Source organism: Nocardioides sp. Root140 (assembly GCF_001426745.1).
GTDB lineage: Bacteria > Actinomycetota > Actinomycetes > Propionibacteriales > Nocardioidaceae > Nocardioides.
Map to the genome: position 1 here is coordinate 1,244,429 of NZ_LMFI01000010.1, position 15,611 is coordinate 1,260,039.

General features: G+C 68.3%; 13 protein-coding genes. All 13 read right to left on the minus strand.

From position 1 onward, the window contains the following. Positions 1-2: 2 nt before the first annotated feature. The 13 genes from ASD30_RS16225 to ASD30_RS16285 are packed head-to-tail and all read right to left on the minus strand — an operon-like array spanning position 3 to position 15,485. Complete coding sequence (locus ASD30_RS16225; RefSeq protein ID WP_056683572.1) at positions 3-1,301, minus strand: MlaD family protein; 1,299 nt, start codon at positions 1,299-1,301, stop codon at positions 3-5. After that, positions 1,301-2,554 (minus strand): MlaD family protein, encoded by a 1,254-nt coding sequence (locus ASD30_RS16230; protein WP_056683575.1) that lies wholly within the window; start codon positions 2,552-2,554, stop codon positions 1,301-1,303. The genes ASD30_RS16225 and ASD30_RS16230 overlap by 1 nt, the downstream gene beginning before the upstream one ends. Further along, the gene (locus tag ASD30_RS16235) at positions 2,551-3,999 is read right to left on the minus strand and encodes an MlaD family protein (RefSeq protein ID WP_056683578.1); all 1,449 of its coding nucleotides are present in this window, start codon (positions 3,997-3,999) and stop codon (positions 2,551-2,553) included. The genes ASD30_RS16230 and ASD30_RS16235 overlap by 4 nt, the downstream gene beginning before the upstream one ends. Further along, positions 3,996-5,291, minus strand: a complete 1,296-nt coding sequence (locus tag ASD30_RS16240) for an MlaD family protein (protein WP_056683582.1) — start codon at positions 5,289-5,291, stop codon at positions 3,996-3,998. Before ASD30_RS16240 ends, ASD30_RS16235 begins: the two co-directional genes overlap by 4 nt. After that, on the minus strand, positions 5,288-6,667 hold the full coding sequence (locus ASD30_RS16245) for an MlaD family protein (protein ID WP_056683585.1): 1,380 nt from the start codon (positions 6,665-6,667) through the stop codon (positions 5,288-5,290). The genes ASD30_RS16240 and ASD30_RS16245 overlap by 4 nt, the downstream gene beginning before the upstream one ends. After that, the gene (locus tag ASD30_RS16250; RefSeq protein ID WP_056683588.1) at positions 6,664-7,887 is read right to left on the minus strand and encodes an MlaD family protein; all 1,224 of its coding nucleotides are present in this window, start codon (positions 7,885-7,887) and stop codon (positions 6,664-6,666) included. The genes ASD30_RS16245 and ASD30_RS16250 overlap by 4 nt, the downstream gene beginning before the upstream one ends. Before the next feature lie 5 nt (positions 7,888-7,892). Next, positions 7,893-8,738 (minus strand): ABC transporter ATP-binding protein, encoded by an 846-nt coding sequence (locus ASD30_RS16255; protein WP_082563881.1) that lies wholly within the window; start codon positions 8,736-8,738, stop codon positions 7,893-7,895. A 44-nt stretch (positions 8,739-8,782) separates the two neighbouring features. After that, entirely contained in the window at positions 8,783-9,658 is an 876-nt protein-coding gene (locus ASD30_RS16260; RefSeq protein WP_056683591.1) for an ABC transporter permease, read from the minus strand. A gap of 8 nt (positions 9,659-9,666) precedes the next feature. Next, the gene (locus ASD30_RS16265; RefSeq protein ID WP_235530134.1) at positions 9,667-10,539 is read right to left on the minus strand and encodes an MlaE family ABC transporter permease; all 873 of its coding nucleotides are present in this window, start codon (positions 10,537-10,539) and stop codon (positions 9,667-9,669) included. After that, positions 10,536-11,057, minus strand: coding sequence for a flavin reductase family protein (locus tag ASD30_RS16270; protein WP_200950087.1), 522 nt, complete (start codon positions 11,055-11,057; stop codon positions 10,536-10,538). Before ASD30_RS16270 ends, ASD30_RS16265 begins: the two co-directional genes overlap by 4 nt. Beyond that, on the minus strand, positions 11,054-12,349 hold the full coding sequence (locus ASD30_RS16275; RefSeq protein ID WP_056683594.1) for a bifunctional 3,4-dihydroxy-2-butanone-4-phosphate synthase/GTP cyclohydrolase II: 1,296 nt from the start codon (positions 12,347-12,349) through the stop codon (positions 11,054-11,056). The genes ASD30_RS16270 and ASD30_RS16275 overlap by 4 nt, the downstream gene beginning before the upstream one ends. Before the next feature lie 39 nt (positions 12,350-12,388). Then, positions 12,389-13,894: an aldehyde dehydrogenase family protein gene (locus ASD30_RS16280; RefSeq protein WP_056683597.1), complete on the minus strand. Its 1,506-nt coding sequence runs from the start codon at positions 13,892-13,894 to the stop codon at positions 12,389-12,391. 43 nt (positions 13,895-13,937) lie between these two features. Next, positions 13,938-15,485: an acyl-CoA synthetase gene (locus tag ASD30_RS16285; RefSeq protein ID WP_235530135.1), complete on the minus strand. Its 1,548-nt coding sequence runs from the start codon at positions 15,483-15,485 to the stop codon at positions 13,938-13,940. Positions 15,486-15,611 lie beyond the last annotated feature (126 nt).

Consider the following 15,611-nt stretch of genomic DNA (forward strand, 5'->3'; position numbering starts at 1 on the left):
GGTTACCGTCCGTCCCTCTCCACACGCGGGTAGTCACCCTTGAACGGACCGGGAGTCGCTCCGGTGCCGGGTGCCGGGTAGGGGTTGGTGTAGTTCCCCAGCAGTCCGTCGGTCGAGATCGGCAGGCCCGGCGAGTGGGTGTTCACCAGCGGGGTCAGTCGCAGGTAGTAGGCGCCGCTCTCGTCGCGGTAGTTGAGCACCGCGTTGAAGTTGGCGAAGTACGCCGCCAACTCCGGACCGTAGGGCTTGACGTAGGCGAGCATCGGGTTGACGTCGGCCAGGGTCGCCTGGGCCGTCGGGATGATCGACTGCAGGTCCTTGCTGATCGTCGGCACCCGCTTCAAGGTGGCCGGGGCCTTGTCCAGCACGCCCGACATCGAGGGAAGCATGCGGCGCAGGTCGGTGGTGGTGGACGGGAGCTCGCGCAGGGCGAGGGAGAGATCCGGTCCGGCGGCCCGCAGGTCGGTGGCGACCGGCAGGAGCGCCGTTGCCAGCGATTCCAGCGAACCGGACGCCGTCGATGCCGTGTCGAGGACGCCAGGCGCCAGGCGCAGGGTGTCCTCGATCGCCTGTCGCTGCCCCGCGGTGGAGGCCGTGAGCCGGTTCGCGTTCTTCACCAGGCTGGCGATCTGTCCCTGACCGGTGTCCAGTGCCGCGAGGACCTGGGTGGTCTCGCGGGCCAGCGCCGTCAGGTCGGATGACTGGGCGGCGATGGCATCGAGGGCGGTGTGACCCTCGCGGCCGAGGTTGCCCATGCCGGTCAACAGCGCCGCCGTGTCGGACTTGGTCCCGGAGGTGCCTTCACCGAGCGAACGGAGCAGGCTCCTCAGGTCGCCGCGGGTCTGCTCGTCCACGCTGGCCAGGACGTCACGGAGCTGCACACTCGGCTCCACGGCGTCCTCCGGGAGTTCGGTGCCGGAGGGCAGCTCGGCCCCCTTGCCGTCGGTCAGGGCGAGGTAGGTCTCGCCGACGAGCGAGCGTTCGGCGAGCCGGAGCTGGGCACCCTCGTGAAGGGGGGCCTGCTCGTCGTCCAGGGCGAACTCGACCTCCAGCCCGCCACCGTCGAGGCGCTCGACCGAGCGGACCTGTCCGACCCGGACGCCCGCGATCTGCACCTGTCCGGCCATGACCAGGTTGTCGACGTCCTTCATCTTCACCGTGGCGGTGTACTCGCCGGAGTCGATGAAGGGGCGCTTGGCACCTGTTCCGGAGTAGAAGAAGTACATGATCATCGCGACCGCCGCGAAGAACGCGACCAGTGCCAGGGTCCGCCCGGCAGTCGCACCGATTCCGAATCTCATCAGTTGTCTCCTCGGCCCTGGTCGAGCTTGTTGGGAAGGACAGCGGCGCCGGGGAGCGGCACCATCAGGTGACCGCGGATGATGCCGCCGTTGGCGTCACCGGCACCGAAGACCGACGAGGTGTTGTAGACGAACGCGTTGATGTCGGTCAGGTAGTTCATGACGGTCAGCGTGTCGTGGTCCAGGCGCCCGGTCACCGTGCGCAGGGTGCGCAGCGACGTGCCGGCGTCGGCCACGGTCGGTCGCAGGTCGGCGATGACGCCGGTGGCCTTGTCGAGCACCGGCTTGGCGGAGTCGAGCGTGTCGCCCAGGTTGCCGATCGTCGACTGGAAGCGGGTCAGGGCGGGCGGCAGGTCCTTCGAGGCCTTGTCCAGGTTGTCCAGCGTCGGGTCGAGCTGTGTGGTGAGCTCCTGGGTGCTGCCGAGGGCACGACGGAGTTGGACCGTGAGCCCGGGGACCTCCTTGAGGCTGGCGCGCAACGCCTTGTCGCTGCCAGCCAGGACCGACAGGGTCTGCTCGGTCGACGACGCGAGCCTGGTGATCCGCTCGTCGTTGGATCCGACGGCCTGGGAGATGTCGCCCAGGGCCGTGACCAGCGTCGCGATCCGCTCCTTGCGGGTGGCCAGTTCCTTGACGACCGGCTGCAGGGAGTCCAGCGTGTCGGAGGTGGCACCAAGTCCCGGTGGAAGGTTCTGCGGGGCCCGTGCCAAGGCCACGTCGGACTCGAGCAGCAGGTCGGTCAGTGCTGACTGAGAGCGCTCGTCGAGGTGGCCGAGGATCTCATCGGCCTGGATCGGTCGCTTGGTCTGGGTGACCGGCAGGACGTCACGTTCGGTCATCCGGCCGGCCGACTTGGTGCCCGGGTTCAGCTCCAGCTGCATCTCGTTGAGCGGGTTCTTCGGACGGAGCACCGCTTGGGCGTTCTTGTAGATGTCGTAGTTGCCGTCAAGCCTCATCGTGACGACAGCCGTGCCGTCGTCGGTCGCCTCGGTCTGCGTCACCGCGCCGACCTTGACCCCGGCGATGGTCACGCTGTTCTGGCTCTCGGGGTTCAGGCCGGGAACCTGCGCGAACTCCGCCTTGACGATGGTCTGGTCACTCCACGGGGCGCTCCCGCCCAGGTAGGACTTGATGATCACTGCGGACAGGACGCCCAGCACCATCAACACGGTCAGTGCGCCCACGTCGCGACCCAGACCGGGGACGGTCTTCAGTCGCTCGATGTGGGCCGCGAATCGGCCTTGCGTACTCATCGTGTGCTCCTCGAGACAAGGGGAAGCTGGAGGGAGTCCAGCCCGGCCTTGGGCAGGATGGGATCGGCGGACGGGGGCGACGTACCGAGCGGAGGCTTCGGCTCACCCTCGTTGGCGCCCTCCTCCGGACCGGCCGGCAGCAGGAAGCCCGCCGACTCCAGGTACTGGATCAACGACTTGCTGATCACCCCACCCGGGGTGTTGACGCCGACACCGGCCATCAGTCGTCCCATCGCACCGTTCTTGTCGTGGAACTTGAAGACGTCGGCGGTGTCGGAGAGCAGGTAGCCGACCTCTTCGTAGAGGAGGTTGTCGTTTCCTCCACCCTCGTAGAGGCCCTTGCCCTTCCAGGACGAGTTGACCGCCTTCTTGACCGGCCCGTTGAGCCGGTTGAGGACGGGCCCCTTGAAGTCGTTGAGGACTCCGGTCGCGTCGATGCTGGTCGGCACGAGGTCCTTGACCAGGGGCCGGGCGTCGCGGACTACCACCCGGGCGTCGGCGATCACCGGACGCGCGGTCTCGAGCACGGTGTCGAGCTCGGCCAGCACCGGGTCGAGCTCACGGGCCGCCGGCCGGAACGACTTCGCGGTGGTGCCCAGCTTGTCGAGCGTACTGTCGAGGTCGGCAAGCCCGGCCCGGGTCACCCGCATCGTCTCGGGACCGTTGTCCAGGGTCTCTGCCAGAGGGGTCCTCGAGTCGGCCAGGGCGGACGACACGGTGCCGAGGTCGGTCAGGATCGAGTCCAGCTGTCCGCTCTCGCTGTTGAGGGCGGCGGAGGTGTTGCGCAGCCCGTCGACCACACGTGTCAGGTCCGTGGCCGGAACCGTTCCGCGCAAGTGCGAAAGCACCTCGCTCGCGGGTTCCAGCGTTCCTGGACCGTTGGTGAGCAGCCTGCGCAGCTCCCGGTCACCTGCCCTGTTCATGGTCCGGTCGAGGTTCTTCACCGTCCCCTTGACCGCGTCCGAAGCATCCGGCGTGACGGCGCTCAGGACCCGGTCCAGCTCGACGGGTACCGTCGTGCGCTTCACCGGGATGGTGCTGCCCTCACGGACGTCACCTTCCTCGCCGCCGGGCACCAGCTCGACGTAGTAGGTGCCGCCCAGGACCAGGGTGGGACGCACGTTGGCGCTGGGCGCGGTGCCGAGCTTGTCGCGGGTGCCGTCGTGGAGCTTCATCTCGACGACGGCCCGGTCGCCCTCGGATCGTTCGACACCTGTCACGGTGCCGACCTCGACGCCGGCCAGCTTCACGACGCTCTGGTAGGGCACGAGCTTGTAGGACGCCGAGAACTCCGCCTGCAGGTTCTCCCCCGAGGCGAGGGTGGTCTCGACCTTCGGCCGGTTGAAGGCAAGCAGGGCGAATCCCAGCAGGAACACCATCACCATCACCCCGGCCGCCTTCGGCGTACGTGGCTTGAGGCTGGAGGCAAATGATCGGGCACTCATCGGGTCACCCCTTCGGGCAGGCCCGGGGGCAGGCCCTGGGCACGGTCGTATTGGGCAACACCCGGTCGCGGGTACTGGTTCTGCGGAAGGTTCCCGGAGCGGAGGAGTCCGCCGGTCACAGTGTTCACACCGGGTGTGACACCGAGCCGTGCGTAGCGCACACCCGGGTTGGGTCCCTGCGAGACGAAGCTGGCGCCGCGCAGGAACAGCTGCGCCATGTCGGTGGAGTAGCGCGACAGCACGCGCAACGGCGTGAGCAGGTCGCCGACCGCCTGCCGCACCTCGGGCACCAGGGGACGGGCATCGGACAGGGTCCGGGTCAGGTCGTCGACTGCAGGCAGGGCCAGCTCGGACACACCGGGCACCTGGTGGGCGACCGGGACGGCATCCACCAGGAAGCCGCGAAGATCCTTCTCCGACTTCCCGAGTGCCTTGGCACCGGGTTCGAGGGCGACCATCGCCTCCCGGGTGCGAGACAGGGGCGCCTGCAGGCTGTCCATTGCCTGGTCGACGTCGTCGAGCGTGCCGGGGAGGCGGCGTACGGTCTCGCGCAGCGGCGTTCCCGAGTCGGTGGAGATCGCGGTCAGGGTCTGGTCCGACTGCCGCACCAGCTGTGCGATCTCCGACTCGCGCCCGTGGAAGCGCGTGGCCAGCAGGTTGGCGCCCTGCAGCAGCTCCGCGAGATCCGCGTCGGGGTCGGCGAGGGCCTTCGACACGGCGCCCACGTCGCCCAGCAGGTCAGGGGCCTCGGCAAGGAACGCCTTGAGATCCGTGCCGTGGCCGGCCGCTCCCCCGCCGACCTCGCGCAAGGTCCGCGTGGCGGCGGCGCGGGTCTTGGGGTCGAGCACGTTGAGCAGCTGGTGCAGGTCCGCCGAGTCCTCGGTCTGTGTCACCGGGATGGGTTCGCCCGCCAAGCCACCAGCCTTGCTGGTGCCGGGGTCGAACTCGACGAACTTGGTGGCCAACGCGGAGAGGTCCCAGACCGCCGCGGTGGCGTCCTTGTAGACGTCGACGTCGCCGTCCAGCTCCAACGTCACCAGGGCCGCGTCGTCCTTGTACTCGACGGCCTTGACCCGGCCGATCCTCTTGCTGTTCTGGCGGACGGCGTCGTTGGCACGCAGGGAGTGCACGTCGGAGACGAGGGCCTGAACCTCGGTCGTCTTCGCGAACGGCATGCCGGTCTGTGCCTTGAAGGTCAGGAACAGGACACCGGCGAGCACGACGAGCACGACGATGCCTGCCCGGAACGCGACCGATCGCGCCAGGAAGTCGGGGGTCACCTTGACAGTCACTTCAAACCTCCGAGAAGTTGTTCGAGCAGCGCGTTCTCCTGAGGCTGGGAGAGGCCGGTGGCACTCTTCTCCGTGCTCGGCGGCGCCGAATCGCTGGTCGGTGGTGCCGTGTTCTTCGGAGCGCCGGGGCGGCCCGGCAGCGGGACCTCGGGTGCCGCGGGCACGGGCAGTCCGTGCAGGATGTCGTCCGGAAGGGCCGGCACGAGACCGGCGGCGGTGTCGCCCAGCGCGTTCGGCGACAGCGGGACCATCGCCTTGAAGTAGTGGCTGATGGCGTCGTAGTCGCTGGTCGCCATCGACCAGCCCTTGACGAACTCGAGGAGGTCGGTCAGGTGCTGGCCGCTGACCGCCCCCGTGGTGAGTCGCTCCGCCGCGGCGCTGGTGGGCACCAGGTCCCGCGCCGTCGGGCGGAGGGCCGCGGCGACCGGGCCGGCCTGGGCGAGCAGCTCGTCGGCCTTCTTGAGCACCGGGGGCAGCGACGCGAGGGCCGGATCGGCCGCGTCCGCGAAGCGCTGTAGCTCACCACTGATGTCGACCAGGTCGTCAGTCACCGGACGGAGGGAGCCAAGGGTGCGGGTCGCCGGGTCGGCGACGCCGGCCAGCTCGGCCAAGGCCGCCCGGGAGCTGGAGATCGTGCCGGGCAGACGCTCCAGGGCGCTCTGCAAGGTCTCGCGTTCGGCGGCGACGATGCCCAGGGCATCGGTGGTCGAGCTGACCAGGTGGTCCAGGCTGCGACCCTTCTCGGTGCCGAGGGCCGAGGCGACGGGTTGGACGTTGTCGACCAACTGGCCGAGCAGCTCGTTCTGACCCGACAGGATCGCGGCGAGGTCGCGGCTCTGGGTCATCGCCGGCCCGAGCGCGGCGATGGCGGCGTCGGTCTGCTCCCCCTGGCCCTTCAGGGCCTCTCCGGACTCCGTCACCAGGGCAGCGAGTGCCGCCGAGGTCGGTGTGTCGAGTGAGCCGAGCACGTCCTGCAGGTCGACGACGCGTGCCGTGTGCTTCTGCGAGATCACCATCGGGTCCTCGAGCTCCGGAGAGTCGGGGCTGCCCCGGTCGAGCGCGATGAACCGCTCGCCGAGGAGGTCCTGGGTGGTGATCGTGGCGGTGACGTCCTCGTGCAGCGGGAGGACGGAACGGTCCAGCACCATCTCGACCTCGGCCTTGCCGTTCTCGAGGTCGATGTCGGTGATGCTGCCGACCTGGACGCCGGCGGCCTTCACCACGTTGCCGGCCACCAAGGGGCTGGCGTCGCTGAACACCGCGGTCACCCGGACCTGGTCGTCGGCCACGTCGTCACTGACGAAGTGGTTTCCGACCATGGCCAGGCCGACCACACCCACGCCGACGGCGGCCAGCTTCTTGGGGTTCGGCTTCATCGGATCTCACTTCCGTTCGCGTCGGTCCACGGCTGGTTGACCGGTTGGCCGGGTGCCGGGCGCGGGTTCTGACGTGCGGTGGGCAGGGGAACAGGGGTCTCGTTGAGGGCGCTGGTCCCGGGGGCCAGGAGACCGGCCCAGGTGTGGCCCGCACCGTCGTAGGGCGCGAAGGCCTGGCCCCAGTTGAAGAGGCCGCCCACCGCCTCGGGGGTGTAGGGGCGGAGGAACGAGATGGCCGGTCCGAGGTCGCCGACGAGGTCGTCGGCAGTGGGGAGGACTGCGTGACTGGTGTCCAGGAGCTCGGGCGTCTGCTCGAGCAGCTCGTCGGCCGAGGACAGCAGGGGACGCAGCTGCGCCACGGTCGGCCGAAGGTCGACGAGGGTCGGCGCCAGGTTCTTGCTGACGCCGGGCAGGTGACTGACAGCCGGGCGCAGGTCCTCGAGCAGGGCGACGGTCTCGGTGGACGCACCGGGCACCTTGTCCAGCGTGTTCTGCGCGGTCCTCAGGGTCCCGGGCAGCTTGTTCAGCGTGCTCGAGAGGTCTTCCTGGTGCCCGGCGATCGCACCCGTGGCAGCATCCAGGTCGGAGACCGTCGACGCGATCGACTCCCGGCGCGAGGCGGCGACGTCGGTCATCCGGCTGAGCTCCTTGACCAGCGACCTGATCGCCGGGCCGTCCTTGCCGACCGCGCGGAGCACCTCACCGAGGGCGTCGACGGTGCCGGCCGCACCACGGATGGTGCGCCGCAGGTCGTCCTCGTGCCCGTCGACGCTCTTGTCCAGCTGCCCGATCAACGAGGTCAGCCGCTTGCGGGTCGGGGCATCGAGGGTGGACAGGACCTGGTCGACCTCGACCTGGTGCGACTTCGCCTCCAGGTAGGAGCCGTCGGGGACACGGGAGTTCTTCTCGGGTCCCGGGTAGAGGGTGAGGACCCGCTCGCCGACGGCGGAGACCCACTCCACGCGTGAGGTGGTGCCCTCATGGATGGGGCCGAAGTCGTCATCCAGGGAGATCGTCACCACGGCCTTGCCGTCCTTCACCGCGAGGTCCTCGACCTGGCCGGCGTGGTGGCCGTTGATCCACACCGGAGTGCGCTCGGACACCTGGGCGGCCGAGGGCATCACCATCTTCACCTCGTAGTCGTCGTCGCCCGCCATGGTCACGCCGCCGACGACGACGGCAGCCACCGCGAGGGCGCCCAGAAGAGGTTTCGCACGCATTGCCATCAGTCCATCCCGAGCGGGCCGACGGAGTCGCCGGAGAGGAACTGACGCACGAACGGCATGTCGGAGTTGAAGGCTTCCTCGGTCTCGCCGTAGTGGATCAGCTTCCCGCCCCACACGACACCCACGTAGTCGCTGACCTTGCGGGCGGTGCGGATGTCGTGGGTGACCAGGACGTAGGTGCCACCGTGCTCGGCGTGCATCTTGAGGATCAGGTCGTTGAGCAGGCTGGTGCGGACCGGGTCCAGACCCGAGTCGGGCTCGTCGAACATCACGACGCTGGGGTTCAGCACCAGTGCGCGAGCGAATCCGGCTCGCTTCTTCATGCCGCCGGAGACCTCACCTGGATACTTGCCGACCGCTCGGGTCAGGCCGACCTCCTCGAGGTGGCCCATCACGATCTTGCGGATCTCCGACTCACGCTTGTCGGTGTGCTTGCGCAGCGGGAACGCCACGTTGTCGTAGATGTTCATCGACCCGAACAGGGCGCCGTCCTGGAACAGCACGCCGAAACGCTTTCGGATCTCCTGCCGCTCCTTGGCAGAGATGCCCCAGATGTCCTGGCCGAACACCTCGACCACACCCGAGTCGGGTTCGAGCAGGCCGACGATGTGCTTGAGCAGCACGCTCTTGCCGGTGCCCGACGGGCCGAGGACCGTGGTGATCGCGTCGTCAGCGAAGTCGATGTTCAGCCCGGTCAGCACGTCGAAGGAGCCGAACGACTTCTTGACGTTCTTGATGTTGACGCTGTGCGTCACACCGTCCGCGTGGTCTGCCACGATGCCGTTGCTGTAGATGTCCTCATAGGACCTGGTCTCACCCTCGAGAGTGAGCTGCTGGTGGGACATGACGAGATTCCTTTCGGGAAGACGTGGGTGCCGGGGCCGGCGCGCTAGAAGCTGATGGGCGCGCGGGAGAGGGCGCCGAAGAAGAGCTGCTGGAAGACCGCGCCGAGCACGCTGACGATGACGAGGTTGATCACCATCGACTTGGCGGTGGCCTTGCCGACGCCCACGGGTCCACCGCTGGCGTTGTAGCCGTAGTAACAGGCCACCAGGATGATCAGGATGCCCATGATCGAGCCCTGCAGGAGCGAGAGGATGAGGTCCTGTTGGGTGGTGAACGACCAGAACACCGACAGGTAGCCTCCGGCCGAGACGCTGTGGAACACATGGACGTTCAGGTAGTACCCCAGGATGTACATCAAGCCGGTGCCAGTGACGAACATGAACGGGGTCACGATGACGATTGCCAGGATCCTGGTGGTGACCAGGTAGGCCCGGGAGTCGAGGCCCATCACCTCGAGCGCGTCGATCTCCTCGCTGATTCGCATCGACCCCAGCTCGGCGACCAGGCCGCAGCCGACCTTGGCCGACAGGATCCAGCCCCACATCTCCGGGGCCACGGTGTAGTCGCCGGTCGAGCTGAACACCGCGGTGTAGCCACCGGCGCCGAGCTGGGCGAGCAGGTAGTGCGCCTCGAGCGCGATCTCCGCGGCGAGCATGCACATCATGAACCAGATGATGAAGGTGCTCTTCAGGATGATGATGCCGGCCTGGCGCAGCACCTCGGTGCCGTAGTGGCGGACGTCGGGGAGGCTCTTGAACACCCCGAAACTGAACGTGGCGATGCTGCCGAGGTCCGCAAGAAGTGAGGAACCGTCGCTGTATCCGCCCATGCCGCCGGCGCTGGCGGCGCTCGGCTGGTTGTCGTCCTCGTCCTCGCCCTCGTCGGACCGGTGCGTGGCATCGTGTGTCGTGGTTGTCATGGGAGCCCCTACCTACTGATCAGCATCTCGGGGTTGAGCCCGAGCATCGTGGCGTTGACGATGAAGTTGAAGACCCAGACCGCGGCGAACGAGAGCACGACGGCCTCGTTAACGGCCCGGCCGACGCCCTCGGCGCCGCCCTTGGCGGTGAGTCCCTTCTGGGCGGAGACGATCCCGATGAACAAGCCGATCAGCATGCACTTGACGTTCGTGCCGACCAGTTCGGGAACCGTCATGGAACCGAGCAGGTTGCCCAGGAAGGCGCCCGGCGAGGTCGTGCCCAGCGTGGTGGCGGAGATCATCGCCATCGACATGCCGAGGAGGCTGCCGAGGATGTTGAAGCCCACCATCATCACGGTGATGGCGATGACGCGCGGCAGCACCAGAGTGCGGATGGCGTCGATGCCGAGCACCGTGAAGGCGTCGAGCTCCTCGCGGATCTTGCGCGCGCCCAGGTCGGCGGTCATGGCCGTCCCCATCACACCTGCGACGGCCATGCCGGTCGCGAAGGGGGAGATCTCGCGCAGACTGGCGAACACGAAGTAGGTGCCGAGCCGGTTGCCCGCGCCCAGCAGGCTGACCAGGTCGTAGGCGTAGTTGGCGATCAGGAACGAGAAGCCACCGACGGCCAGGGTCACGGGGAGCCAGCAGAACCGCAGCATGTGGTACATCTCGTCGCGGGTGGCCCCCCAGTAGCCGCGGGGCTCCTTGATCGCGGTCTTGACGAGGTAGCCCAGCAGCTGCCCTCCCTCGCCGACGTCGACCAGGACCCGACGTACGCCCGACGGCGACTTGTGCATCACCCGTCCGCTGAGGGTCAGCGGCCGGGTGATGTCGGAGTTGTCCTCGGACGCCGGGCGTGCCTCGGTGTCGACACTCACCGGAAGTCTCCCTCGGCCATCTGGTGGTCGAGGTGCCGGAACTCACGCTGGAAGTAGAGGACGGCCGGGCGGTCGTCCAGGTCCACCTCGATCACTCGGGCGACCAGGATGGTGTGGTCACCGCCGTCGTAGCGCTCGTGCGCCTCGCACTCGATCAGTACGGCGGCGTCCAGCAGAACAGGCACACCGCGGTGGTCCGGCAGGAACTCGCCGCCACCGAACTTGTCGACCCCCTTGGTGGAGAACCGGTTGATCAGGTCGATGTGGGCGGCGCCGGCGATCTGGATCGACCACTGGTCGTTCTGGAGGAACGCGTCGTGGCACTGGGCCGTCTTCGCGAGGCAGACCAGGACGAGGGCCGGGTCGAGTGAGAGCGAGCAGAAGGAGCTCGCCGCGAAGCCGCGGGGCTCGCCGTCCGGCCCGGTCGTCGTCATGAGGGTGACGCCGCTCGGGAAGGCCGACATCGCCTCACGGAACTTCTCGGGGATGTTGCTGACAGGGGTGGCGGTGCTGGTCACGATGCGCTCCGTTCGTGGGCGGGCAGGGCCTGCTCGTCATGGGGGATGGCGTTGAGTGGCTCGTCGGCCAGCTCGTGATCGAGTCGTGCGGCCTTGGCACGCAGGTAGCCGAGGTTGTGCTCGTTGGGCGCGACCTGGAGGGGCACTCGCTCGGAGATGGTCACGCCGTAGTCGGAGAGCCCGTAGAACTTGGCCGGGTTGTTGGTCATGAGGCGCACCGACGTGATGCCCAGGTCGCGGAGGATCTGGGCGCCGACGCCGTATTCCCTGCTGTCGACCGGCAGTCCGAGCGCCAGGTTCGCGTCGAGGGTGTCGAGGCCCTCCTCGTCCTGCAGCTGGTAGGCCTGCAGCTTGTGGCTCAGGCCGATGCCGCGGCCCTCGTGCCCTCGCAGGTAGACCACGACGCCGGTGCCGTGCTGTCCGATCCGCTCCAACGCCAGGTTCAGCTGCTCACCGCAGTCGCACCGGCGGGCGCCGAACACGTCGCCGGTCAGGCATTCCGAGTGCACCCGGACCAGCACGTCGCGCATCCCGTCGGGGTTGCCGTGGACGAATGCGACATGCTCGGTCCCGTCCACGTCCGAGCGGTACGTGCTGGCCCGGAAGACGCCGTACGGCGTGGGCACGGCGGCGGTGGCCGTGCGCTTGACGAGGGTCTCCCGGCGCATCCGGTGGCGGACCAGGTCCGCCACCGAGAGCAACACCATCTGGTGCTCGCGGGCGAACTCCAGGAGGTCCGGCATCCGTGCCATGGTGCCGTCGGGGTTCGTGATCTCGGCGAGCACGCCGGCCGGCTGCAGCCCGGCCAGCCGGCAGAGGTCAACTGCGGCCTCGGTGTGTCCCGAACGCTGCAGGACGCCGCCGGGGCGGGCACGGAGAGGAAAGACGTGTCCGGGCCTGCTGAACTGCTCGGCGCCGACTCCCGGGGTGGCCAGGGCCCGCGACGTGATCGCGCGATCCGCAGCCGAGATGCCCGTGGTGGTCACGCCCTTGAGGTCCACCGAGACGCTGAACGCAGTCCCCCGGGGATCGCTGGCCGCCTCGACCATGGGAGGCAGGTCCAGCTCGTCGAGACGATCGCCGGCCATCCCCACACAGACGAGCCCACTGGTGTGGCGGATCACGAAGGCCATCGACTCGGCCGTCATGTGCTCGGCCGCATAGATGAGGTCGCCTTCGTTCTCACGGTCGCTGTCGTCGAAGACGACCACGCCGCGTCCGAGCCGCAGCTCTTCCAGTGCAGCCTCGACGCGCACCTGGCCGTCGTACTGCTCGTCGGTGTGGGGATCCATGGTTCTTCGCCTCGTTCGCTCTCCTGGTGGAAGGGACGGTCAGGCCGGCGTGCTGAGCACGATCGCGTAGGCCTTGTTCTCCACGCCGCCGGAGCGGTCGACGGAGATGTACTTCTGCTCGGTGTACTCGTCGAGTGCGTCGGGGCCGCCCTCGCGACCAAGGCCGCTCTGCTTGTAGCCGCCGAAGGGGTACGCCGGGTGCAGCACGTGCCAGTCGTTGACGAAGACCATTCCGGCCTCGAGCTGGCGGGCCACATCGAGCGTCCGGGCCTCATCGGTGCCCCACACTCCGGCCGACAAGCCGTAGTCGGTGTCGTTGGCGATGGCGACGGCCTCTTCGACGGTGTCGTAGGTGAGCACCGTCAGGACCGGACCGAAGACCTCCTCGCGGGCGATCTTCATGTCGTTGGTGACATCGACGATCACGGTCGGCTCGACGAAGTTGCCGTTCGCGAACTCCGCTCCACTGGGCGCGCCACCGCCGACGGCCACCTTGGCGCCCTGGGACTCAGCGGCCTCGATGTGGGCGAGCACGCGGTCCCGCTGGTCCCCGGTGATCAGCGGCCCGATGTCGGTGGCCGGGTCCAGCGGGTCGCCGATGGTCATCGTGCTGACCCTGGCGACCAACCGCTCGATGATCTCGTCACGCTTCGACGAGGGCACCAGCAGGCGGGTGCCCGCCTCGCAGGCCTGGCCGTTGTTGGCCATGCAGGCGTAGATGGAACCGTCGATGGCGACCGAGAGGTCGGCGTCGTCGAGGATGATGTTCGGGCCCTTGCCGCCGAGCTCGAGGGTCACCTGCTTCACCGTGTCGGCCGATGCGGCCAGGATGCTCTGGCCCACGGACGTCGAGCCGGTGAAGGCGACCTTGCGTACGTCGGGGTGGGCGCTCAGCCGGGCACCGGCGTCCTCGCCGTCGCCGACGACCACGTTCAGTACACCCTTGGGCAGACCGGCCGCCTCGAATTCCTTCATCAGCTCGAGCGCGATGAGCGGTGCGTGCTCGTCGGGCTTGAGTACGACGGTGTTGCCGGCCAGGAGCGCGGGTGCGACCTTCCAGACAATGGTGAGCATCGGGATGTTCCACGGCACGATCGCGCCGACGACGCCGAGCGGCTCGCGCCGCAAGATGCCCTCCGCAGGGACCGGGCCGATCGCCGGGCCGGCCTTCTCGAACTCGTAGTCAGCCGCCTGGGCCGCGATGTACTGCATCTGCGCCACGGAGAGGCCGATGTGCAGGGCACCGGTGATGCGGATGGTGGCCCCGTTCTCACGGGTCTGCAGCGCGGCCAGCTCCTCCAGCCGGGCACCCATGCGCAGCGCCGTGTCGTTGATCAGCGCGGCCCGCTCTGCCGGCGGGGTGTTGCGCCAGGTGCCCTCGGCGTGCGCTGCCTTGGCTGCTGCGACCGCGGCGTCGACCTCGGCCACCCCGCCCTTGGCGACCGTGGCCACCAGCTCGCCGGTGGCGGGGCTGCGGATCTCGTACTTGTCGGCGGTGTCGACCCACTCGCCGTTGATGTGGAGGTTGTAGTGCGGAGTGCTCATTGGACTGCTCCTGTTTTCGAAGTTGCGGGGTTTGTCGTGCGGGTCAGCCGACCTGGCGGTCGCGGCCTTCCCAGAACGGGAGGCGCAGCGTCTTCTTGTCGACCTTGCCGGCCGGGTTCACCGGCAGCTGGTCGATGAAGTCGACCGTCTTGGGCGACGGGATCGATCCGAGCTCGGCCTTCACGTGGGCCTGGATCTCCTCGGTCGTGACGGTCTGACCGGGCTTGGTCACGACGAAGGCGTGGACGGCCTCGCCCCACTTGGGATGGGGCACGCCGATGACCGCCGAGCCGGCCACCGCCGGGTGGGCGAGGATGACATCCTCGACCTGCCGCGGGAAGACGTTGAACCCGCCGCTGACGACCAAGTCCTTCTTGCGGTCGACGATGTAGAGGAAGCCGTCCTCGTCGAGCCGCCCGATGTCGCCGGTGTGGACCCAGCCGTCGCGCAGTGCCTCGGCGTTGCGCGAGGAGTCGACGTACCCGAGCATCTGTCCGAGCTGGCGCGAGCAGACCTCGCCGACCTCGCCGATGGGCAGCTGGTTGTCGTCATCGTCCTGGATGCTCACGTCGACGAACGGGATCGGGCGTCCACCGGAGGCGAGCCGGCGCACGTCTTCCTCGGTGTCGACGCGGTGGTCGACCTTGCGCATGCACGACACGTAGCCGGGCTCCGTGCCGGCGTACGTCTGGATGAAGATCTGCCCGAAGACCTCCAGCGCATCCTTGAGCCGCTCGGGTGCGATCGGGGAGCCCGCGTAGATCATCGTGTTCAGCGACGACAGGTCGTAGTCGTCCCGGTTCGGGTGGTCGACCAGCAGGTAGATGATCGTGGGCACCACTGCGGTGGCGGTGACCCGGTGGGTGGAGATCGCCTTCAGCAGTCCGTCCACCTCGAGGCCCGGCAGCATCACGTTGGTGCCACCTCGGATGAACGTCGGCATCACGAAGATCTGGGTGAAGTGGGTCAGCGGCGCACCGTGCGCGAACACCTCGCCGTAGCGGGTGTCGCCGATGTCGAGGCTGGAGGTGATGCTGTAGTGGGCCCAGGTGAAGTGCGACTGCACGACACCCTTGGGCTCACCGGTGCTGCCCGAGGTGAAGAGCACGTAGCACTCGTCGTGCTCGTCGATCTCGACGTCGGGGCGGCCCGCGGGCTGCTTCTCGACGAGCGTGCCGAAGTCGTGGTCGGCGGAGTCGGAGGGGTCTCCGCCGACCCGGACGTAGGTGGTCAGTTGCGGCAGGTCGTCCCGCAGCTGCGCCACCACGTCGTCGAAGGAGGCGTGGTAGATGAGCGTGGTCGCCTCGGTCTGGTCCAGGTTGGCCTGCTGCACCGATGCCGAGGCTCTGGTCGGCATCTGCACCAGCACGGCGCCTGCCTTCCAGATGCCGTGCTGCGACGGGATGAACTCCAGGCTGTTGGGCAGCAGGAGTCCGACCCGGTCGCCCTTCTCGACGCCGAGCGAGACGAGCGCCGAGCCGATCCTGTCGGAGAGGTCGCGCAACTCGGTGTAGGTGACGGAGCGGTCACCGTCGACGACGGCGGTGCGGTCCTGGTAGTTCGTGCACGCCCTGTCAAGGACGTCCGGCATTGTGCCCCACATGACTCCTGCTTTCCTGCGATTCGCGGGCGGTCGACGCGCATCCGGTGTCGGCAATCTCCGCGGTTCTGTGATGTGTGCCACGAACCTAAAACGGGGGTGAGGACGGTCACGACC

Coding starts and splice junctions, on each gene's coding strand:
- ASD30_RS16275 (WP_056683594.1), bottom strand. CDS start 12,349: ATGGATCCCCACACCGACGAGCAGTACGACGGCCAGGTGCGCGTCGAG.
- ASD30_RS16255 (WP_082563881.1), bottom strand. CDS start 8,738: ATGTCCCACCAGCAGCTCACTCTCGAGGGTGAGACCAGGTCCTATGAG.
- ASD30_RS16235 (WP_056683578.1), bottom strand. CDS start 3,999: ATGAGTGCCCGATCATTTGCCTCCAGCCTCAAGCCACGTACGCCGAAG.
- ASD30_RS16285 (WP_235530135.1), bottom strand. CDS start 15,485: ATGCCGGACGTCCTTGACAGGGCGTGCACGAACTACCAGGACCGCACC.
- ASD30_RS16250 (WP_056683588.1), bottom strand. CDS start 7,887: ATGCGTGCGAAACCTCTTCTGGGCGCCCTCGCGGTGGCTGCCGTCGTC.
- ASD30_RS16225 (WP_056683572.1), bottom strand. CDS start 1,301: ATGAGATTCGGAATCGGTGCGACTGCCGGGCGGACCCTGGCACTGGTC.
- ASD30_RS16245 (WP_056683585.1), bottom strand. CDS start 6,667: ATGAAGCCGAACCCCAAGAAGCTGGCCGCCGTCGGCGTGGGTGTGGTC.
- ASD30_RS16280 (WP_056683597.1), bottom strand. CDS start 13,894: ATGAGCACTCCGCACTACAACCTCCACATCAACGGCGAGTGGGTCGAC.
- ASD30_RS16230 (WP_056683575.1), bottom strand. CDS start 2,554: ATGAGTACGCAAGGCCGATTCGCGGCCCACATCGAGCGACTGAAGACC.
- ASD30_RS16260 (WP_056683591.1), bottom strand. CDS start 9,658: ATGACAACCACGACACACGATGCCACGCACCGGTCCGACGAGGGCGAG.